The sequence below is a fragment of the Kitasatospora sp. NPDC002551 genome (assembly GCF_040296005.1).
Lineage (GTDB): Bacteria > Actinomycetota > Actinomycetes > Streptomycetales > Streptomycetaceae > Kitasatospora.
Map to the genome: position 1 here is coordinate 63,783 of NZ_JBEOWI010000038.1, position 20,699 is coordinate 84,481.

A 20,699-nucleotide genomic window follows, 5' to 3' on the forward strand; every position below is an offset into this window, starting at 1 on the left:
GTGGGGGTCTGCGGCCGAGGGGGCCTGGGGCCCGCTAGCGGGCGACCTCGGTGACCCGGCTCTCCCGGACGACGGTGACCCGGATCTGGCCCGGGTAGGTCAGCTCCTCCGCGACCTGCTTGGCGACCTCCCGGGCGATCACCTGCGCCCCGAGGTCGTCCACCACCTCCGGGCGGACCATCACCCGGACCTCCCGGCCGGCCTGCATCGCGTAGACGTCGGCCACGCCGTCGTGCGCCCGGGCGATCTCCTCCAGCCGCTCCAGCCGGCGCACGTACGCCTCCAGCGACTCCTTGCGCGCCCCCGGGCGGCCGCCCGAACAGGCGTCCGCGGCCTGGACCAGCACCGCCTCCACCGTCTTCGGCTCCACCTCGCCGTGGTGCGCGGCGATCGCGTGCACCACGTCCGCCGGCTCGTCGTGCCGCCGGGCGAAGTCCGCGCCGACCGCCGCGTGGCTGCCCTCGACCTCGTGGGTCAGCGCCTTGCCGATGTCGTGCAGCAGCGCCGCGCGCCGCACCGGCTCCGGGTCCACCCCGAGTTCGGCGGCCATCATCCCGGCCAGGTGCGCCGACTCCACCAGGTGGCCGAGCACGTTCTGCCCGTACGAGGCCCGGTAGCGCAGGGTGCCCAGGGTGCGGACCAGCTCCGGATGCATGCCGCCGACCCGGACGGCCAGCAGCGCGTCCTCGCCCGCCCGCACGCAGCGGCGTTCGACCTCCGCACGGCTGCGCGCGTGCACGTGCTCGATCCGCAGCGGGTGGATCCGGCCGTCCTCGACCAGCTGCTCCAGGGTGAGCCGGGCGGTCTCCCGGCGGACCGGGTCGAAGCAGGAGAGCTGCACCACCGCCGGGGTGTCGTCGATGATCAGATTGACGCCGGTGACGGACTCGAAGGTCTTGATGTTGCGGCCCTCGCGCCCGATCACCCGGCCCTTCATCTCCTCGGTGGGCAGCCGGAACACCGACACCGCGGTCTCGGCGGTCTGCTCGGCCGCCAGCCGCTGGATCGCCCCGGCCACGATGCCCCGGGCCCGTTGCTCGCCCTCCTCGCGGGCGGCGCGCTCGATCTCCCGGACGGTGACCGCCGCCTCCCGGCGGGCCTGCGCCTCGGCCGCGCGGACGAGTTCGGCGCGGGCCTGCTCCGCGGAGAGCCCGGCGGTACGCTCCAGTTCGGCCGCCCGGTGCCGGACCAGCTCGTCGGCCTCGCCCCTCACGCGCGCCAGTTCGGCCGTCCGCTCGGCGAGTTCGCCCTCGCGGGCACGCAGCCGGTCGAGCTCCCCGGCCAACCACTCCTCGCGCCGGTCGAGTTCGGCGCGCTGCCGGTCCGCCTGCCGCTCGGTGCGCCGCCGCGCCCGCTCGGTCTCGGCGGCGGCGCGGCGCTGCGCGCTGCGGAACCGCCGGGCCAGCAGCCAGGCCGTCACCAGGGCCGCCACCACGGCCGCCGCCAGCAGGGAGACGGCCGGTCCGGCGCCCACCGCGATCCTCATGCTGCCCACTCCCCGTCCAGCCGCGGCACGCCGCCCGGGACCGTCGCGCGGCCGGCCCGGAACCGCCCGGTCGCAGGCACGGCCGGAGCGCGGCCGGGGGTGGCCGAGGGATGATCGACGTGCTCCCGCACTGAGTGCGAGGCTAGGCGTGGGTTACGAAACGGTCAAGACTGGCCAGGCAGTTGACCAACCCTCGGGTAACCCCCGGTGACCCGGGCGTCAGTCCTCGTACGCCGTGTCCCCGTACGCCCCGTCCTGCTCCCCGGCGCCGGCCTCCTCCTCGTCCAGCGCCTCCCGGACCACCCGGAAGGCCAGCCCTTCGGAGTAGCCGCGCCGGGCCAGCATCCCGACCAGCCGGCGGGTGCGGGTCTGCCGTTCCAGGCCCCGGGTGGTCCGCAGCCGGCGTTCGACCAGGGCGCGGGCCGCCTCGGTCTCGTCGTCCTGGTCGACCTGGGCGAGGGCCTGCTCGGCGAGGTCACCGGCGACGCCCTTGGTCCGCAGCTCCTGCGCCAGCGCGCGCCGGGACAGACTGCGGACGCTGTGCCGGGACTCCACCCAGGCCCGGGCGAAGGCGGCGTCGTCGATCAGCCCGACCTCCTCCAGCCGGGTCAGCACCTCCTCGGCGACCTCGTCCGGGATCTCCCGCTTGCGCAGGGCGTCGGCGAGCTGCTTGCGGGTCTTGGCCGCGCCGGTGAGCAGGCGCAGGCAGATGTCCCGGGCCCGGCTCTCGGGGTCGGCCGGCTCCTCGGGGCGGCGGCGCCGGGGCGCACCGGGGCCGTCCACGTCCGGACCGTCGGCGCCGCCGGTGCCGTCGGGGTCGGTGCCGTCACGGTCGGCGCCGCGCCGGGTGCGGCCGGAGCGCCGCTTCGGCCGCTCCTGCGGGAACGCCGGGGCGGGGCCGGCCGCACCCCCGTGACCGGCCGCCCCCGCTCCGTCGTCCTCCTCGCCCCCGCCGGCGGGCCCGCCGGGGAACCGCTCCTCCGCCAGCGCCGAGCGGCGACGCCGCCGCCCCGCCGGCAGCTCGGAGGCGGAGACGAGCCCGAGCTCCCCCGTGTCCGCCGGGCGTGCCTCGGGCCGCCGCGCGGACCGGGCACGCTCCGGCGCGGCCGCCGGCGCGGACCGGCGCACCCGCCCGGCGTCCGGGCCGGACCCTGGTGCGGACGCGGGCTCCGGCTCGGCCACGGCCGCGAACCAGTCCGGCGGCCCGTAGTCGTCGTCCTCCGGGCCCGTCGGCCCGCCACTGTGCTGCGTCAACGGCTCAGGCCTTGGCGGCCGCCGTCTTCTTCGCCGCGGCCGTCTTGGCGGCGGTCGCGGTGATCGGCTTGGCCGCGCCCTCGGCAGCATCCGCCGCCGCGGCCTCGGCCGGCTCCTCGACCTTCGGGCCGATGCCCAGCTTGCCCTTGATCTTGCGCTCGATCTCGTCGGCCAGCTGCGGGTTGTCCCGCAGGAAGTTGCGGGCGTTCTCCTTGCCCTGGCCGAGCTGGTCGCCCTCGTAGGTGTACCAGGCACCCGACTTGCGGATGAAGCCGTGCTCGACGCCCATGTCGATCAGGCCGCCCTCGCGGCTGATGCCCACGCCGTAGAGGATGTCGAACTCGGCCTGCTTGAACGGCGCGGCGACCTTGTTCTTCACGACCTTGACCCGGGTGCGGTTGCCGACCGCCTCGGTGCCGTCCTTCAGGGTCTCGATCCGGCGGATGTCCAGGCGGACCGAGGCGTAGAACTTCAGCGCCCGGCCACCGGTCGTCGTCTCCGGCGAGCCGAACATCACGCCGATCTTCTCGCGCAGCTGGTTGATGAAGATCGCGGTGGTGTTCGACTGGTTCAGCGCACCGGCGATCTTCCGCAGCGCCTGGCTCATCAGCCGGGCCTGCAGACCGACGTGCGAGTCGCCCATCTCGCCCTCGATCTCCGCGCGCGGGACCAGCGCCGCCACGGAGTCGATGATCACCAGGTCGATCGCGCCGGAGCGGATCAGCATGTCGGTGATCTCCAGGGCCTGCTCACCGGTGTCCGGCTGGCTGACCAGCAGGGCGTCGGTGTCCACGCCGAGCTTCTTGGCGTACTCCGGGTCGAGCGCGTGCTCCGCGTCGACGAAGGCGACGGTGCCGCCGGCCTTCTGGGCGTTGGCCGCCAGGTGCAGGGTCAGCGTGGTCTTGCCGGAGGACTCGGGGCCGTAGATCTCGATCACCCGGCCGCGCGGGATGCCGCCGACCCCGAGGGCGACGTCCAGGGCGGTGGACCCGGTGGAGATCACCTCGACCGGCTCGTTGGCCTTCTCGCCGAGGCGCATCACCGAGCCCTTGCCGAACTGTCGCTCGATCTGGGCGAGCGCCGTCTCAAGGGCCTTCTCGCGGTCCGTACCTGCCATGGCTTCCACCCTCGGGTTCTGTGCTGTGCGCTTCATCGTCCTCGACGCTAGCGCGTCCCACCGACAATCGGCTCCGACCCGGCTCTGCCTGGGGAGAACTCTGCGCCGGAGAGTACAAAGAACAAGTGTTCGAATCAAGCCGGGGCCGTTCGAGCCCCGCTCCCGGGGCGCCCCCGGCTACTCCCGGTCCGAGCCCCCGCCGACCATCCGCCGCAGCCTGCGCGCCGCCTCCCGGCGCAGCGCCCGCCGCTGGCGGCGCTGCTCGCCGCGGTCGATCCGCGGGTCGGTCACCTCGTACCGCCGCACGTACGTGCCGACGAAGCCCTGCAGGGTGGCCGCCGCCGGAATGGCGATCAGCGCGCCGACGCCGCCGAGCAGCGCCGCGCCCGCGATCACCGAGCCGAACGCCACCGCGGGGTGCACGTCCACCGTCTTCGCGGTGATCCGCGGGTGCAGCAGGTAGTTCTCCACCTGCTGGTAGACCACCACGAAGACCAGCACCCAGAGCGCGTCCACCGGCTCCGGGGTGGTCAGCGCCACCAGCACCGGCAGCGCCCCCGCCAGGTAGGTGCCGATGGTCGGCACGAACTGCGACATGACGCCGACCCAGACCGCCAGCGCGGCCGCGTACGGGAGGTCGAGCAGCGCGAACATCACCCAGTGCGCGAGCGCCGAGGCGACCGCGAGCAGGGCCCGGGAGTAGAGGTAGCCGCCGGTCTTGGCCAGCGCGATCTCCCAGGCCCGCAGCACCTCGGCCTGCTTGGCGGGCGGCAGCATCGAACAGACGGTGCGCCGCACCCGGGGCCCGTCGGCGGTGAAGTAGAAGGTGAAGAGGCCGACCGTGAACGCCTGGAACAGGCCGCCGAGCAGGGTCGTGGAGACGCCCCAGACGTTGTCCGCGGCCGACTGGGCGTAGCTCTCGATCGCCCCGGAGTCCTTGAGCAGCTTCTTCTGCAGCTCGTCCAGCGAGAGGTCCTGGTGGAAGGTGCTGTTGATCCAGGTGATCAGGTTGTCGAGCAGGTGCGGGAGCTCACCCGCGATCTTCCCCACCTGGTCGACCAGCAGGGTGCCGAGCGCGGTCAGGAACCCGCCGACCGCTATCGCCACCGCGATGAAGACCAGGAAGGTGCCGACTCCCCGGCGCACCCCGCGGGCCGCCATCCGGTCCACCGCCGGCTCCAGCGCCAGCGCCAGGAAGAAGGAGACCAGCAGCATCACGAAGAGGTCGATCAGCTGGTGGAAGGCCCAGTCGGCGAGCTGGAACAGCCCGACCATGACGAGCGCCAGCACCATCGCCCGCGGCAGCCAGCGCGGCATGCCGGAACCCCAGATGCCGTCACCCGCGGTGCGGGCCGGCGCCGGTTCCGCTTCCGCGGCGGGCGGGGAGGCGGGCGGAGGGCCCGCTGCCTCGTCGGCGACCTGCGCCGACCTGTCCGGATTCTGCTGTTCTGCACTGCTTGCCACTCGCACAGTCTGACCCATGTCCGACGCGCGTTCGAGCATCGGCCGGAAGTCGTCGGGCGGCGGCCGGACCGGACCCGACCGGGTCAGCGCAGCACCGCGGAGACGCCCTGGGTGTCGCAGACCACACGCCAGACGTCCTTGGCCTCCCAGCCCGCCTCCAGCGCCTGGCGGACCGTCCGCCCGCCGAGCTCGCTCATCACGTGATCGCTCGCGAAGGACTCCGCGTACGCCTCGCCGAAGTGCGCGTACATCCGCCGCCAGAACTCCGTCAGCCTCATGCCCACCAGTATCCCGGACCGCCGCACGGCCCCGTCCCGCCCGCTCTCCCGGCCCGCCCGCCCCGGCCCTACGGGTGCCAGTCGGCCGCCGTCAGGGCGTACTCGACCTCGCCGTGCTCGCTGCCCTCGATCGGCTCCGGGTGGTCCTCGCGGAAGGTCCGCACGTACGAGAGCCCGGCCTTCTCCATCACCCGCCGCGAGCCGCGGTTGACCGCCATGGTGTACGCCACCACCCGCTCGACGCCGAGTCCGGTGAAGCCCCGGCGGATCAGCGCCCGGGAGCCCTCGGTGGCGTAGCCGCGGCCCCAGGCCGCGCGGCGCAGCCGGTAGCCCAGTTCGACCTCGGTGCGGTCGCCGTCCGGCGGCCGGAACTCGAACCAGCCGAGGAAGGCCCCGCCCGCCCGCTCCTCGGCGGCCCACCAGCCGAGACCGCCGTACCGGCGGTAGTGGTCGAGGTAGAGCGGCAGCAGGGTGGACTCGACGACCTCGCGCGGGGTGGCCCGCCCGCCGGTGAGGTAGCGGGTGACCTCCGGGTCGGCGTCCAGCTCGACCAGCGCGTCCACGTCGGCGGCGGTGAAGCGGCGCAGCACCAGCCGCTCGGTGGTGAGGAAGACGTCCATCCCCCGATCCTCGCCCGCCCCCTCCGGTCCGTCATCCGGTTTTCCGGGCCGTGCGCTCAGCGCGGCAGGACCAGCGCCCCGGCGCCGTAGTACTCGCGGTCGCCGCAGGCGTGCGGGCCGGGCGGGCAGGCGGCGTCCGCGGTGGTGGCCAGCAGTGCGGCGAGCCGGTCGGAGTCCCAGTCCGGGTGCAGCGCGGCGGCCACCGCGACCGCGCCGGTGACGTGCGCGGCGGCCATCGAGGTCCCGGCCAGGGCGGCGTACCGGCCGTCGGGCCAGTCGGAGACCACCGCCCCCCGGGCGCCGCCGTCCGGGTCCCCGCCGGGGGCGGCCAGCGAGACCCGGCCGCGCCCGTGGTTGGTGTAGACGGACGGGCGGCCGTCCCGGTCGACGGCGGTCACGGTGACCACGCCGGGCAGTTCGCCGGGCAGCCGGACGCACTCGGGGCCGAGCGAGCGGGACTGCGGCGCCCCGCCGGTGCGGTCGTTGGGGCTGCGCTCGTCGCTGCGGGCCGCGCCGAGGTCCTGCCCGTCGTTGCCGGCCGAGGCGACCACCACCGCGCCGTTCCGGCGGGCGTACTCGACGGCCCGGCCGACGGCGGCGGTCAGCGCGGCCTGGTCGGGGTCGTCGGGGCAGTTGTACTTCCACGGGTCGGCGAAGTAGCTGTTGTTGATCGCCCGGGCGCCGTGGTCGGCGGCCCAGAGCATGCCGCAGACGATGTTCTCGGCGTAGTACTGGCCGAGCGGGCCGAGCAGCCGGACGGCGGCGATCCGCACCCCGGGGGCGACCCCGCTGACGCCCCGGCCGTCCCGGGCGGCGCCGACGATCCCGGCGACATGGGTGCCGTGGCCGCTCTCGCCGACCCCGGCGTCGGGGCGCCAGGCGCCGGTGCGGGCGTCGGGGCGGCCGTCGGCGCAGGAGACGGAGCTCTTCGGGTCGACGGCGGCGCGCAGGTCGGGGTGGGTGTCGTCGACGCCGGAGTCGAGGACGGCGACCAGCACCCGGCGCAGGGCGTCGGCGCCGGGGGTGTCCGGGCCGCGCGGCGAGCGGGGGGTGGTGTCCGCGGCCGCGCCGGGGGCGGCACCGAGCAGCGCGAGGTTCCAGGCGTCGCGCTCGCCCGGGTCGGGGACCGTGACGGTGCTGTCGTCCCCGCCGTCCCCGTCCCCGCCGCCGTCGCCGTCGCCAGAGCCGCCCGGGCCGCGTAGCCCGGCCCGGAAGTCGCCGGCGCCGTCCACCGACCGGGGCGGGCCCGGCACCGGCGCGGTGCGGGTGGCACCGACCGAGGCCACCCCGGGCCGCCCGCGGACCTTCTGCGCGAAGCCCCCGGCGGCGTACGCCAGCACCACCCCGATCTGCGGGTACTCCTGGACGACCTGCCCGCCGGCCGCGCGGATCTGCTCCGCCGCCCGTTCGGCCCCCGCGGCGTCCGCCCGCTCGGCGAGGACCAGGTAGCTGAGGTACGCCCGCCCCGGCCCGGCGACATAGGGGACGGCGCCGCCGACGACCAGCGCGGTCAGCAGCATCGCGAGCAGGACGCGCAGCGGCCCCCGGCCGCGGCGCCGGGCGGGGGCGGCCGGACCGGCCATCCGGGCGGGCACCGGAAGGGGGCCTCGGCCGGACGGGTCGGCCTGCGCCATGGCACGGTCTCCGCTCGTCGGTCCCGGCGGCCGGACCGGGGCGGCCGGCCGCCGGAGGGGCTGGTCTTCACAGGAGCGTCACAGGGACTGAATCATCACCATATGATCGGTTTGTCCGTTCCGCCTTCCCGATTGCCCCGAACGGCCACCGCCCCGCACCCCCGCGCCCCGCCGGACCCGCCCCCCTTGTCGGTGCCACCCGGCACCATGGGGGCATGGCGACCGCGCACCCGACCCCCACCCCGGCCGACCCGCTGGCCGGCTTCGCCCCCGCCACCCGGGCCTGGTTCACCGGCGCCTTCTCCGCGCCCACCACCGCCCAGGCCGAGGCCTGGCGAGCCATCGCCCGGGACACCGACGTCCTGGTGGTCGCCCCCACCGGCTCCGGCAAGACCCTCGCGGCCTTCCTGTCCGCCCTGGACCGGCTCAGCAGCACCCCGCCTCCCGCCGAGCCCAGGCGCCGCTGCCGGGTCCTCTACATCTCCCCGCTGAAGGCCCTCGCGGTCGACGTCGAGCGCAACCTCCGCGCCCCGCTGGCCGGCCTGCGCCAGGCCGCCGTCCGGCTCGGCCTGCCGGAACCGGACGTCCAGGTCGCCATCCGCTCCGGCGACACCCCGGCCGCCGACCGCCGCCGCTTCGCCACCCACCCGCCGGACATCCTCATCACCACCCCCGAGTCGCTCTTCCTGCTGCTCACCTCCGCCTCCCGGGACGCCCTGCGCGGCATCGACACGGTGATCCTGGACGAGGTGCACGCCGTCGCCGGCACCAAGCGCGGCGCCCACCTCGCGCTCTCCCTGGAGCGGCTGGACGAACTGCTCGACCGCCCGGCCCGCCGGATCGGCCTGTCCGCCACCGTCCGGCCGGTCGAGGAGGTGGCCCGCTTCCTCAGCCCCGGGCGCGGCGCCGAGGTGGTCCAGCCACCCGCCGCCAAGGAGTTCGACCTCTCCGTGGTCGTCCCCGTCCCGAACCTCGACGACCTGCCCGCCGCCCCGGCCGTCGGCGGCGCCGCCGACGGCGACCCGCAGCGCCAGGCCTCCATCTGGCCGCACGTCGAGGAACGGATCGTCGACCTCGTCCAGGCCCACCGCTCCACCATCGTCTTCGCCAACTCCCGCCGCCTCGCTGAGCGGCTCTGCAACCGGCTGAACGAGATCGCCCTCGAACGCGCCACCGGTGCCGGCCTGCCCGAGGCCCACGCCCCCGCCCAGCTGATGGGCGGCTCCGGCGCCGCCAAGGGCGCCCCGCCGGTGATCGCCCGCGCCCACCACGGCTCGGTCTCCAAGGAGCAGCGCGCCCTGGTCGAGGAGGAACTCAAGGCCGGCCGGCTGCCCGCCGTGGTCGCCACCTCCAGCCTGGAGCTCGGCATCGACATGGGCGCCGTCGAGCTGGTGGTCCAGGTCGAGTCCCCGCCCTCGGTCGCCTCCGGCCTCCAGCGGGTAGGCCGGGCCGGCCACCAGGTCGGCGCGGTCTCCACCGGCGTGGTCTTCCCCAAGTACCGGGGCGACCTGGTGCAGTCCGCCGTGGTCACCGAGCGGATGCGGGCCGGGCGGATCGAGGCCCTGCGCATCCCGCGCAACCCGCTCGACGTGCTCGCCCAGCAGCTGGTCGCGATGACCGCGCTGGACACCTGGCAGGTCGACGAACTGCTCACCGTGGTCCGCCGGGCCGCGCCGTTCGCCACCCTCCCGCAGTCCGCCTTCGACGCGGTGCTCGACATGCTGGCCGGCCGCTACCCCTCGGACGCCTTCGCCGAGCTGCGCCCCCGCCTGGTCTGGGACCGGGTGGCCGGCACCGTCAGCGGCCGCCCCGGCGCCCAGCGGCTCGCCGTCACCTCCGGCGGCACCATCCCCGACCGGGGCCTGTTCGGCGTCTTCATCGCCGGCACGGATCCGAAGAAGGGCGGCGGCCGGGTCGGAGAGCTGGACGAGGAGATGGTCTACGAGTCCCGGGTCGGCGACGTCTTCACCCTCGGCACCACCTCCTGGCGGATCGAGGACATCACCCACGACAAGGTGCTGGTCACCCCCGCCCCCGGCGTCCCCGGCCGGCTCCCGTTCTGGAAGGGCGACAGCCTCGGCCGCCCGCTGGAACTCGGCCGCGCGCTCGGCGCCTTCACCCGCGAACTCGGCGCGCTCGACCCGCAGACCGCCACCGCCCGGCTGAAGCGGGCCGGCCTGGACGACTGGGCCGCCGGCAACCTGCTCGACTACCTCGCCGAGCAGCGCGCCGCCTGCGGCCACCTCCCCGACGACCGCACCATCGTGGTCGAGCGCTTCCGCGACGAGCTCGGCGACTGGCGGATCGTCGTGCACTCCCCCTTCGGCGCCCAGGTGCACGCCCCCTGGGCGCTCGCCCTCGCCGCCCGGCTGCGCGAGAAGCACGGCCTCGACCCGCAGGTGATGCACGCCGACGACGGCATCGTGCTCCGCCTGCCGGACGCCGATCTCCTGGACTTCCCTTCCGACAAGCCCGTCACCGACGACGCCCCGGTCGGCGCCGACGCCACCCTGTTCGACCCGCAGGAGATCGAACAGCTGGTCACCGACCAGGTCGGCGGCTCCGCCCTGTTCGCCTCCCGCTTCCGCGAGTGCGCCGGCCGCGCCCTGCTGCTCCCCCGCCGCAACCCCGGCAAGCGCACCCCGCTCTGGCAGCAGCGCCGGCGCGCCGCCCAACTCCTGGAGGTCGCCGCCGAGTACGGCTCCTTCCCGATCGTGCTGGAGGCCGTCCGCGAGTGCCTCCAGGACGTCTTCGACGTCCCCGGCCTGGTCGAACTGATGGGGGACCTCGAATCCCGCGCCGTACGGCTGGTCGAGGTCACCACCCCCGAACCCTCCCCGTTCGCCCGCTCCCTGCTCTTCGGCTACGTCGCCCAGTTCCTCTACGAGGGCGACTCCCCGCTCGCCGAGCGCCGCGCCGCCGCCCTCTCGCTCGACTCCCGGCTGCTGTCCGAACTCCTCGGCCAGGCCGAACTGCGCGAACTGCTCGACCCGCAGGTCCTCGCCGAGCTGGAGGCCGAACTCCAGCGGCTCACCCCCGAGCGCCGGATCAAGGACGCCGAGGGCGTCGCCGACGCACTGCGCCTGCTCGGCCCGCTCAGCGAGGCCGAGCTGACCGCCCGCGGCGCCGAACCGCTCTGGGCCCTCGAACTGGAGGCCGCCCGCCGGGTGATCCAGGTCCGGATCGGCGGCGAGCAGCGCTGGGCCGCCATCGAGGACGCCGGCCGGCTGCGCGACGCCCTCGGCACCCCGCTGCCGGTCGGCGTGCCCGAGGCCTTCACCGAACCGGTCAAGGACCCGCTGGGCGACCTGCTCGCCCGGCACGCCCGCACCCACGGCCCGTTCACCGCCGCCGAGGCCGCCGAACGCTACGGCCTGGGCTCCGCCGTGGTCACCGGCACCCTGCACCGCCTCACCGCCACCGGCCGCCTGGTCCAGGGCGAGTTCAGCCCACCCGTCGCCCACCACCACCCTTCCTCGGAAGCGCTTCGCGCCGCCCCTCCCGAGCAGCACACCGCCACCGTCGAGTGGTGCGACGCGGACGTCCTGCGCCGGCTGCGCCGCCGCTCGCTGGCCGCCCTGCGCCAGGAGGTCGAACCCGTCCCGCCGCGCGCCCTGGCCGCCTTCCTGCCCCAGTGGCAGCACCTGGCCGGCCACCGGCTGCGCGGCCCGGACGGCCTGCTCCGGGTGGTCGAACAGCTCCAGGGCACCGCCCTGCCCGCCTCCGCCCTGGAGAAGCTGATCCTCCCGGCGCGGCTCACCGACTACTCCCCCGGTCTGCTGGACGAACTGACGGCGGCCGGCGAGATCGGCTGGGCCGGCGCCGGGGCGCTGCCCGGAAAGGACGGCTGGATCAGCCTGCACCTGGCCGAGAACGCCCACCTGCTGCGCCCCGAACCGGTGCCGCCCGCCGTCACCCCCGTGCACACCGCCCTGCTGGAGGCGCTGACCGGCGGCTACGGGCTGTTCTTCCGCCAGCTGGTCGCCCAGCTCCCGGAGACACCCGAACCGGAGGTCGTCGAGGCCCTGTGGGACCTCGTCTGGGCCGGCTACGTCAGCAACGACACCCTGGCCCCGCTGCGCGCCCTGCTCGGCTCGGGCCGGACCGCCGGCGCCACCGCGCACCGGGCGCCCCGGGCCACCCCGCGCGGCCGCTTCGGCGGCGCCGGGCGCCCCTTCGGCAGGGTCGGCGGCGCGCTGCGCGGCGGCCCGCCGACGGTCGGCGGGCGCTGGTCGCTGCTGCCCGCGTTCGCCGCCGACCCGACCGTCCGGGCCACCGCCCAGGCGCAGAGCCTGCTGGACCGGCACGGTCTGCTCACCCGGGGCACGGTCGCCGCCGAGCGGGTCCCGGGCGGCTTCGCCGGGGTCTACCGGGTGCTCTCCGCCATGGAGGAACGCGGCCGGACCCGCCGGGGCTACTTCGTCGAGGGGCTGGGCGGCGCCCAGTTCGCCATGGAGGGCGCCGCCGACCGGCTGCGCTCGGTCAGCGGCCGGCTGGAGCGGGCCGCCGGCACCGAGTGGCCGGCCGCCCCGTCCGCCGAGCCCCCGCAGGCCCTGGTGCTCGCCGCCGCCGACCCGGCCAACGCCTACGGCGCCGCACTGCCCTGGCCCGAGCCGCCCGCCGGGTCCGCCGAGGCGGCGGGCAAGGCGCACCGGCCCGGCCGGAAGGCCGGCGCCCTGGTGGTACTGGTCGACGGCGAGCTGTGCCTGTACGTCGAGCGCGGCGGCAAGTCGCTGCTCGCCTGGACGCGGGACGACGCCACCCTCGCCGCCGCGGCGGCCGCGCTGGCCGGAGCCGCCCGGGCGGGGGCGCTGGGCAGCGTCACCGTCGAACGGGCGAACGGCGAGCCGGCCCTCGGGTCGGCGCTCGGCACCGCCCTGGAGCAGGCGGGCTTCCACGCCACCCCGCGTGGTCTGCGACTGCGCCCCTGAGCCCGGCGGCGGGCGGCCGTACGCACGACGAGGGCCGTGGGACCGACCCGGTCCCACGGCCCTCGTCCGCGTTCTGTCACCCGGCCGGAGGTCCGGCCACCGGTTCGACGACCGGCTCACCCGTTCGGCGCCGCACCCGCGTCCGGCGCCGCGGCGGCCCGGTGGACCGCCAGTCGGCATGGACCGGGATCATCCCGAGGCCCCAGCCGCCGGCCGCCAGCAGCGCCGGCACCGCGCCCCCGGGCAGTTGCCCGGGGCCGGCCGACAGCCACCAGCCGAGCCCCCCGACCAGGACCGTCAGGAGGCCCAGCCCCAGCCGGAGCGGCCGGGACCGCGCCCGCCGGAAGGGTATTCGGGCCCTGGTACGCGTCACCGCCGCACTGCGCACGACCGCCTCCTTCGCTCAACCCGGGCCCCGTGGGGCCCGTACCGAGGCCAGGTCAGGCGGCGACCACGTCCATCGCGGCGGCCTTGGGCGACATGGTCGCCCGGTCGGTGCCGGGAGCCGGCAGCGGAACCGGTTCGAGCACCGGCCTCAGCAGTTCACCTTCGGAGAGGGTGGCCATCGCCGCAAGTTCGGCGAGCGACAGTTCGTCGCTGACCTCGCGCATGACCTCGGACATCCGGACGTCGAGTGCGTCGCAGATGGCGGAGAGCAGCTCCGAGGAGGCCTCCTTCTGTCCCCGCTCGACCTCGGAGAGGTACCCGAGCGAAACCCTGGCGGCCGCCGACACCTCGCGGAGTGTGCGGCCCTGGCGCTGGCGCTGCCGACGCAGTACATCGCCCAGTAGGCGACGGAGCAGGATCATCGGTGCCTCCCTCCTCGGACTGCGGATCGAGATGTCACGCCCCCACCGTACCGCCTTGCCCGCTTCGCGTGCGGGGACCATGGTCGTGTTCACTCTGGGCTGCAAGGCTGTCCCCTCCCCTGTTTCGGTGTCGCACCCGGGTCGGCGGGCACCTCGTCGTACCCTCCGGGCGGCACTCGGCCACCGCCACGCCACTCGTTCGCCACCTGGTTTCTGCCCAACCAGGCCCTCCGATGTAACACGATCCTCCAGATGTGCGATGCCCGCACGCCAGTTCGGCAGATCCCGGCTCGGTGGAGATCTCGGCGGGCGGCCCCGGTGGAGACCGGGGAGCGGTGTGACGGGTGGCCGGTGGGACGGCCGGTGAGGGCAGTGCGGACGACGACTCAGTGCGCGGGTGTACCGGACGGGAGCCGCCCGACGAGCAGCTCCAGAGCGGCGGTCACCGCCCTGTGACGGATTGTGGCACGCTCTCCCGACAACCGTGGCGAACTGACCAGAGTTCCCTCCGGACCGGCGATCGCGAGGTGTACCGTGCCGACCGGCCGGCCGTCCTGCGGCTCCGGGCCGGCCACCCCGGTCGTCGCGACCCCGTAGGTCGCCCCGAGCAACTTGCGCACGCCCTCGGCCATCTGCCGGGCCACCACCGGGTGGACCGGACCGTGGACGTCCAGCAGCCCCTCGTCGACGCCCAGCACCGAGGCCTTCAGCTCGGTCGCGTAGGCGGTCACCGACCCGCGGAAGGTCGCGGACGCCCCGGGGACGTCCACCAGCGCGGCCGCCAGCAGCCCGCCGGTCAGCGACTCCGCGACGGCCACCGTGCCGCCCTCGGCCCGCAGCGCGGCGTGCGCCCGCTCGGCCAGCCCGTAGTCGGCCGGCCCTCCGGCCGCCGCTCCGGCCGCCCCGCCCGGCTCCACGACGCCCCCGGTCCGCACGGCCTCGGATCTACCACTCATCCCGACGTCCCTCCCTCGCGCTCCCCCGGGCCGGTCCCGGAGTACCCGCCATTGTGGCGCCCGGGGGCCTCCCGCGACCGGGATCCGCGCGGTTTCACCCGCGCGGGCGCTGCGCCGCCAGTCCCTCGCGGCGCAGGCGCAGCGCCTGCCCCACGTAGTCCAGCGCGGTGCCGACGGTCAGCAGCACCGCGACGCCCATCAGCACCGCCCGGCCGGTGGCCAGCCAGCCGGTCAGCGCCAGCACGTACATGCCGACGGCGATGCCCTGGGTGAGCGTCTTGAGCTTGCCGCCCCGGCTGGCCGGGATGACGCCGAAGCGGATCACCCAGAACCGCATCAGCGTGATGCCGAGCTCACGGGCGAGGATCACCACGGTGATCCACCACGGCAGGTCGCCCAGCACCGAGAGGCCGATCAGCGCCGCGCCCATGATCGCCTTGTCGGCGATCGGGTCGGCGATCTTGCCGAAGTCGGTGACCAGTCCCTTGCGCCGGGCCAGCTCGCCGTCGAAGAGGTCGGTGATCATCGCGATCGCGAAGGAGGCCCAGGCCACCGAGCGCCACTTGGGGTCGTGGCCGCCGTCGGCGAAGAGCAGGGTGACGAAGACCGGGACCAGCAGCAGCCGGACCATGGTCAGCATGTTCGCGATGTTCCAGATCCCCGGCGCCGGGGGCACCGCGGCCTCCGGTCTGCCCGGGTGGGCCGCGGCCGGGGCGCCGGGCCCCTGGGTCATTCCCCGGCTCCCGGTGCCCGGCGGACGCGCACCTGCTCGAGCGCCTCGGCGACCAGGTCGACGCCCTCGCCGGCGACCACCCGGGCCCGGTAGAACTGCCCGACCCGGGCGTCCTCGGCGCCGGTCAGGGTGGTGAGGCCGTCGGTCTCCGGCGCCTGGTGGGCGGCGCGGCCCTCGACCAGGTCGCCGTCGACCGACTCGACCAGCACCTCGACCTCGGTGCCGATCCGCTGCTCGGCCCGCTGGGCGGTCATCTCCTCGGCGAGCTTGCTGAGCCGGGCCAGCCGGTCGGCCACCACGTCCTCGGGCAGCTTGTCGCCGTACGTGGCGGCCTCGGTGCCCTCCTCGTCGGAGTAGCCGAAGACGCCGATGGCGTCCAGGCCGGCGTGCGTGACGAAGCGCTCCAGCTCGGCGAAGTCCTCCTCGGTCTCGCCGGGGAAGCCGACGATGAAGTTGGACCGGGCGCCGGCCTGCGGGGCCTTGTCGCGGATGGTGCCGAGCAGCTCCAGGAACTGGTCGGTGGAGCCGAAGCGGCGCATCCGGCGCAGCACGGCCGGCGCGGAGTGCTGGAACGACAGGTCGAAGTAGGGCAGCACGCCCTCGGTGCCGGTCATCGCGTCGATCAGGCCGGGGCGCATCTCGGCGGGCTGCAGGTAGGAGACCCGGACCCGCTCGACGCCGTCGATCGCGGAGATCTCGCCGAGCAGGGTCTCCAGCAGCCGGATGTCGCCGAGGTCCTTGCCGTACGAGGTGTTGTTCTCGCTGACCAGGACGACCTCGCGGACGCCCTGCCCGGCCAGCCACTGGGCCTCGTGCAGCACGTCGGAGGGCCGGCGGGAGATGAACGAGCCGCGGAAGGCCGGGATGGCGCAGAACGAACATCGGCGGTCGCAGCCGGAGGCGAGCTTGACCGAGGCGACCGGGCTGTCGTCCAGGCGCTTGCGCAGGGTGCGCGGGCCGGAGGCGGGCGCGACGCCCTCCGGCGGGTCCTCGGGGGCGCCGTGGCCGGGCACGGCCACCTCGGCGGCGGCGGCCTGGCGCTCGACGGGGCTCAGCGGCAGCAGCTTGCGGCGGTCGCGCGGGATGTGCGGCGCGTGGTGGCCGCCGGACAGGATGGTCTGCAGGCGGTCGGAGATGTCGGCGTAGTCGTCGAAGCCGAGCACGCCGTCGGCCTCGGGCAGGGCGTCGGCCAGCTCCTTGCCGTAGCGCTCGGCCATGCAGCCGACCGCGACCACGGCCTGGGTGCGGCCGTGGTCCTTGAGGTCGTTGGCCTCCAGCAGGGCGTCGACGGAGTCCTTCTTGGCGGCCTCGACGAAGCCGCAGGTGTTGACGACGGCGACGTCGGCTTCGGCGGCGTCGTCCACGAGCAACCAGCCGTCGGCTTCCAGTCGCCCGGCGAGTTCCTCGGAGTCCACCTCGTTGCGGGCGCATCCGAGCGTGACAAGGGCGACAGTACGGCGTTCAGGCATAGGGCCAAGATTAACGCGCGCCCGCCGGAGCCGTTCGCCCCGGAGGCCACACGCCCGGTCCGGCCGGTTCCGCCCGGGGGCGGCCGACCCCCGCGATCAGCCCGCCTGCGGGTCGCCGGGGGTGTACGTGACGTGCACCACCTGGCCGTTCTTGCCCGCAGGACCGAGGTCCTTGCCGTTGACGTACACGTGCACGGCGCCCGCGTTGCCGATCACCAGCTTGATCTGCTTGGGATCGGTGAAGGTCTGGTCCTGGCCTTCTTCGATGTTGTTCTGGAACAGCGACTTGCCGGTGCCGTCCACCGCCGAGACCCAGCTGGTGTCCTTCTCGGCGACCAGCTTCACGGTGACCTTGTCGGCCGGGGCGGCGGCGATCGCGGGGGCGCTGGGCGCCGGGGCGGGCGGCTGCACGGCCGGGGTGGTCACGGGGGCGACCGGGGCGAGCGAGCCGGTGCCGGAGCCGGCGGGCAGCGGGGCGCTGGCCGAGCCGGTGGTGCCGGTCCCGGACTTGCCGCTCACCAGATTGAAACCGATCACCCCGACCACCGCGACGATCGCGGTGACCATCGCGATGGTCCAGTTCGGCCGACCCCGGCCGGGGACCTTGATCGGGCCGCTCTCGATCAGCTCGGTGGGCCGCTTGGAGGCCGGCGAGCCGCCGTGCGCGGCGTCGTAGCGGGCCACCAGGGCCTCGCCGTCGACGCCGACCAGCTGGGCGATCGCGCGGATGTGGCCGCGGGCGTAGAAGTCACCGCCGCACCGGCCGAAGTCGTCCTCCTCGATGGCGTGCACGATCGGCACCCGGACCCGGGTGGCACTGCTCACCTGATCCACCGTGAGCCCGGCCTCGATCCGGGCGGCGGACAGCACCCGGCCGATGCTCGGGGCATCGGCCGCCTGTTCGGCGGCGCCGGCGGGCCGGTCCGGGGACGGGGCGTTCTCGCGGTCGGAGGACTTGCCGATGGTCACGGTGCACGCCTTTCGAGCGGTTGGCCACCTGCTGGGGAACAGTCTAGGGGCGTGGGCGGATCGTTTCTCAAGCGGAACAGGCCCGAATGCGCTCGGCCGCCCCGGCACCGGGCCGGGCGTGCACTGACCGCCCTTCGGTGCGGCGGCCGCCGTCTCCGGGGCCCCCGCACCGCCGTCCGCGCGTCCGGTGTCCCCCGTGGGACGCCGTGCGCACCCGATCGGTTCCGCACCCGCCGCCTACCCCCATCCGAACGGGTGAACACCCGTCAGTGGCCCCGGCCGGCCTCAGCCGCGGATGGAGACGATCACCCCGTCCAGCTCGTCCGGCTTCACCAGGACGTCGCGGGCCTTGGAGCCCTCGCTCGGTCCCACGATGCCGCGCGACTCCATGAGGTCCATCAGCCGCCCGGCCTTGGCGAAGCCGACCCGCAGCTTGCGCTGCAGCATCGAGGTGGAGCCGAACTGGGTGGAGACGACCAGCTCGGCCGCCTGGATCAGCAGCTCCAGGTCGTCGCCGATCTCCTCGTCGATCTCCTTCTTCGGTCCGCCGCCGACCATCACGTCGTCCCGGTACACGGCGGACAGCTGTTCCTTGCAGTGCTTCACCACGGCGGCGATCTCGGCCTCGGTGACGAAGGCGCCCTGCATGCGGATCGGCTTGCTGGCGCCCATCGGCAGGAAGAGCGCGTCGCCCTTGCCGATCAGCTTCTCGGCGCCGGGCTGGTCCAGGATGACCCGGGAGTCGGCCATCGCCGAGGTGGCGAAGGCGAGCCGGGACGGCACGTTGGCCTTGATGAGGCCGGTGACCACGTCGACCGAGGGCCGCTGGGTGGCCAGCACCAGGTGGATGCCGGCCGCGCGGGCGAGCTGGGTGATCCGGACCACCGAGTCCTCGACGTCGCGCGGGGCGACCATCATCAGGTCGGCCAGTTCGTCGACGATCACCAGCAGGTACGGGTAGGGGGTCAGCTCGCGCTCGCTGCCGAGCGGCGGGGTGACGGTGCCGGCCCGGACCGCCGCGTTGAAGTCGTCGACGTGCCGGAAGCCGAACGCGGCGAGGTCGTCGTAGCGCATGTCCATCTCGCGGACCACCCACTGGAGGGCCTCCGCGGCCTTCTTCGGGTTGGTGATGATCGGCGTGATGAGGTGCGGGATGCCCTCGTAGGCGGTCAGCTCGACCCGCTTGGGGTCGACCAGCACCATCCGCACCTCGTCCGGGGTGGCCCGGGCCAGGATCGAGGTGATCAGGCAGTTGATGCAGGACGACTTGCCGGCGCCGGTCGCGCCGGCCACCAGGATGTGCGGCATCTTGGCGAGGTTGGCCATCACGGTGTGGCCCTCGACGTCCTTGCCCATGCCGACGACCATCGGGTGGGTGTCCTCGGCGGCGGTGCGCGAGCGCAGCAGGTCGCCGAGGTTGACCATCTCGCGGTCCCGGTTCGGGATCTCGATGCCGACCGCGGACTTGCCCGGGATCGGGCTGATGATCCGCACGTCCGGGCTGGCCACCGCGTACGCGATGTTCTTGGCGAGCGCGGTGATCCGCTCGACCTTGACCGCGGGGCCGAGCTCGACCTCGTAGCGGGTGACCGTCGGGCCGCGGGTGAAGCCGGTCACCCGGGCGTCCACCTTGAACTCGCCGAAGGTGCCGGTGAGCTGGGCCACCACCTCGTCGTTGAGGGCGCTGCGGGCCTTGGCCGGGCCGCCGCGCTCCAGCAGGTCGAGCGAGGGCAGGGCGTAGGTGAGGCCCTCCGCGAGCTGGAGCTGCTCCATCCGGACCGGCGCGGGGCCGTGCTCCTCGGGCGCGCCGGGGCCGGCGCCGCTGCGGGCGGCCGGGACGGCGGGCTCCTCCGGCGGGGCGGTGCGGTCCTGCACCTGGTGCATCATGTCCGCCACGGCCGAGGAGGCGGGCACGCCGTAGACCAGCGCGCCGTCCAGGTCGGCGGCCGCGCCGGCGGCGAGGTTGCGGGTGGTGTACGGGTCCAGCGGCTCCTTGGCGAACATGTCCGGCTCGGCGGCGGGCTCGTCCTCGGGCTGCTTGCGCTTGCGGCGGCGCCGGCGGGCGGCCACCTCGTCCGAGGGGTCGTCACCGTCCGTGTCCACCGTGAAGGGCAGCGCGGAGGGGTCGGCGTCCTCGGGGGGTTCGTGGGAGAGTTCGCGCTCCGGCGCACGCCCCCCGTCCAGGTCCTGCGGGCCGGGTTCGACCACGCCCAGCCGGACGCCGACCCCGCGCATCCGCTCGGGGATCCGGTTGACCGGGGTGGCGGTGGTGACCAGCAGGCCGAAGAAGGCGAGCAGCAGGAGCAGCGGCACCGCGAGGGCCGGCCCGGCGGCGGCCATCATCGGGGTGGACGCGGCCCAGCCGACGATGCCGCCGGCGGTCCTTATCCGGGTCGCGCCGCTGCCCATCGCGGGCGCGCCGCAGCCGATGTGGACCAGGCCGAGCACACCGACCAGCAGCGTGGTCAGGCCGATCATGATCCGGCCGTTGGCCTCCGGCAGCTCCGGGTGGCGCAGCAGCCGGATCGCGACGGCGGCCAGCAGGAACGGCACCAGCACGTCGAGCCGGCCGAACAGGCCGGAGACCACGTTGGTGGCCGCCTCGCCCAGCCAGCCCTGCGGGCTGAACCAGGTGCCGGCGGCGGTGACCAGGGCCAGCGCCAGCAGCAGCAGGCCGACGCCGTCCTTGCGGTGCGCCGGGTCCAGGTTCTTCGCGCCGTCGCCGAAGCCCCGGAAGACCGTGCCGATGCCGTGCGCCATGCCGAGCCACAGGGCCCGCACGGCGCGGAAGAGTATCGGCCGGGGAGCGGGGGGCGGGGCGGGTGCCTTGGCCGCCGTCTTCTTCGCCGGGGCGGCCTTCTTCGCGGCCGCCTTCTTGGCGGGCGGCTTGGCGGGAGCCTTCGCCACGGCCTTCTTGGACGGTCCCGGACTCGATTTGCGTGCCGCGCTTCCGGGCGTACGTGTGGCCATGGGTCAGCA

General features: G+C 75.1%; 15 protein-coding genes. 1 reads left to right on the forward strand and 14 read right to left on the reverse strand.

Annotated features, from left to right (window positions below):
* Positions 1-34: 34 nt before the first annotated feature.
* The 7 genes from rny to ABT093_RS27770 form a co-directional block, all read right to left on the reverse strand.
* A complete protein-coding gene (rny, locus tag ABT093_RS27740) occupies positions 35-1,486 on the reverse strand; it encodes a ribonuclease Y (protein WP_350569103.1) in 1,452 nt (483 codons plus the stop codon).
* Positions 1,487-1,705: 219 nt separating this feature from the next.
* A complete protein-coding gene (locus ABT093_RS27745; protein WP_350569104.1) occupies positions 1,706-2,740 on the reverse strand; it encodes a RecX family transcriptional regulator in 1,035 nt (344 codons plus the stop codon).
* Positions 2,741-2,744: 4 nt separating this feature from the next.
* The gene (recA, locus tag ABT093_RS27750) at positions 2,745-3,857 is read right to left on the reverse strand and encodes a recombinase RecA (RefSeq protein WP_350569105.1); all 1,113 of its coding nucleotides are present in this window, start codon (positions 3,855-3,857) and stop codon (positions 2,745-2,747) included.
* Positions 3,858-4,034: 177 nt separating this feature from the next.
* Positions 4,035-5,321, reverse strand: coding sequence for an AI-2E family transporter (locus ABT093_RS27755; RefSeq protein WP_502884331.1), 1,287 nt, complete (start codon positions 5,319-5,321; stop codon positions 4,035-4,037).
* An 83-nt stretch (positions 5,322-5,404) separates the two neighbouring features.
* Positions 5,405-5,599 carry a DUF3046 domain-containing protein gene (locus ABT093_RS27760; protein ID WP_350569106.1) on the reverse strand — a complete coding sequence of 65 codons (195 nt, stop codon included), beginning with the start codon at positions 5,597-5,599 and terminating at the stop codon, positions 5,405-5,407.
* A 68-nt stretch (positions 5,600-5,667) separates the two neighbouring features.
* Positions 5,668-6,219, reverse strand: coding sequence for a GNAT family N-acetyltransferase (locus tag ABT093_RS27765; protein ID WP_350569108.1), 552 nt, complete (start codon positions 6,217-6,219; stop codon positions 5,668-5,670).
* A 56-nt stretch (positions 6,220-6,275) separates the two neighbouring features.
* Positions 6,276-7,853, reverse strand: a complete 1,578-nt coding sequence (locus ABT093_RS27770; RefSeq protein WP_350569110.1) for a S8 family serine peptidase — start codon at positions 7,851-7,853, stop codon at positions 6,276-6,278.
* Positions 7,854-8,068: 215 nt separating this feature from the next.
* Between ABT093_RS27770 and ABT093_RS27775 the strand changes: the two genes are divergently transcribed.
* Positions 8,069-12,784, forward strand: coding sequence for an ATP-dependent helicase (locus ABT093_RS27775; RefSeq protein ID WP_350569112.1), 4,716 nt, complete (start codon positions 8,069-8,071; stop codon positions 12,782-12,784).
* A gap of 76 nt (positions 12,785-12,860) precedes the next feature.
* Here ABT093_RS27775 and ABT093_RS27780 read toward each other — a convergent pair whose 3' ends face one another.
* From ABT093_RS27780 to ABT093_RS27810, 7 genes are all read right to left on the reverse strand, one after another.
* On the reverse strand, positions 12,861-13,172 hold the full coding sequence (locus ABT093_RS27780) for a hypothetical protein (RefSeq protein WP_350569114.1): 312 nt from the start codon (positions 13,170-13,172) through the stop codon (positions 12,861-12,863).
* Positions 13,173-13,224: 52 nt separating this feature from the next.
* Complete coding sequence (locus ABT093_RS27785; RefSeq protein WP_350569115.1) at positions 13,225-13,593, reverse strand: helix-turn-helix domain-containing protein; 369 nt, start codon at positions 13,591-13,593, stop codon at positions 13,225-13,227.
* Positions 13,594-13,979: 386 nt separating this feature from the next.
* Positions 13,980-14,549, reverse strand: coding sequence for a CinA family protein (locus ABT093_RS27790; RefSeq protein ID WP_350569116.1), 570 nt, complete (start codon positions 14,547-14,549; stop codon positions 13,980-13,982).
* 94 nt (positions 14,550-14,643) lie between these two features.
* Positions 14,644-15,282, reverse strand: a complete 639-nt coding sequence (pgsA, locus tag ABT093_RS27795) for a CDP-diacylglycerol--glycerol-3-phosphate 3-phosphatidyltransferase (protein WP_350569117.1) — start codon at positions 15,280-15,282, stop codon at positions 14,644-14,646.
* Positions 15,279-16,751, reverse strand: coding sequence for a 30S ribosomal protein S12 methylthiotransferase RimO (gene rimO, locus ABT093_RS27800; RefSeq protein ID WP_350569118.1), 1,473 nt, complete (start codon positions 16,749-16,751; stop codon positions 15,279-15,281). The genes pgsA and rimO overlap by 4 nt, the downstream gene beginning before the upstream one ends.
* A gap of 96 nt (positions 16,752-16,847) precedes the next feature.
* Positions 16,848-17,720, reverse strand: coding sequence for a helix-turn-helix domain-containing protein (locus ABT093_RS27805; protein ID WP_350569120.1), 873 nt, complete (start codon positions 17,718-17,720; stop codon positions 16,848-16,850).
* Between the two features lie 285 nt (positions 17,721-18,005).
* The gene (locus tag ABT093_RS27810; RefSeq protein ID WP_350569122.1) at positions 18,006-20,690 is read right to left on the reverse strand and encodes a DNA translocase FtsK; all 2,685 of its coding nucleotides are present in this window, start codon (positions 20,688-20,690) and stop codon (positions 18,006-18,008) included.
* Positions 20,691-20,699 lie beyond the last annotated feature (9 nt).

Excerpts from the sequence above, each read along its gene's own strand:
- rny (WP_350569103.1), bottom strand. The coding sequence starts at position 1,486 with ATGAGGATCGCGGTGGGCGCCGGACCGGCCGTCTCCCTGCTGGCGGCG.
- recA (WP_350569105.1), bottom strand. The coding sequence starts at position 3,857 with ATGGCAGGTACGGACCGCGAGAAGGCCCTTGAGACGGCGCTCGCCCAG.
- ABT093_RS27760 (WP_350569106.1), bottom strand. The coding sequence starts at position 5,599 with ATGAGGCTGACGGAGTTCTGGCGGCGGATGTACGCGCACTTCGGCGAG.
- ABT093_RS27765 (WP_350569108.1), bottom strand. The coding sequence starts at position 6,219 with ATGGACGTCTTCCTCACCACCGAGCGGCTGGTGCTGCGCCGCTTCACC.
- ABT093_RS27770 (WP_350569110.1), bottom strand. The coding sequence starts at position 7,853 with ATGGCGCAGGCCGACCCGTCCGGCCGAGGCCCCCTTCCGGTGCCCGCC.
- ABT093_RS27775 (WP_350569112.1), top strand. The coding sequence starts at position 8,069 with ATGGCGACCGCGCACCCGACCCCCACCCCGGCCGACCCGCTGGCCGGC.
- ABT093_RS27785 (WP_350569115.1), bottom strand. The coding sequence starts at position 13,593 with ATGATCCTGCTCCGTCGCCTACTGGGCGATGTACTGCGTCGGCAGCGC.
- ABT093_RS27790 (WP_350569116.1), bottom strand. The coding sequence starts at position 14,549 with ATGAGTGGTAGATCCGAGGCCGTGCGGACCGGGGGCGTCGTGGAGCCG.
- pgsA (WP_350569117.1), bottom strand. The coding sequence starts at position 15,282 with ATGACCCAGGGGCCCGGCGCCCCGGCCGCGGCCCACCCGGGCAGACCG.
- rimO (WP_350569118.1), bottom strand. The coding sequence starts at position 16,751 with ATGCCTGAACGCCGTACTGTCGCCCTTGTCACGCTCGGATGCGCCCGC.
- ABT093_RS27810 (WP_350569122.1), bottom strand. The coding sequence starts at position 20,690 with ATGGCCACACGTACGCCCGGAAGCGCGGCACGCAAATCGAGTCCGGGA.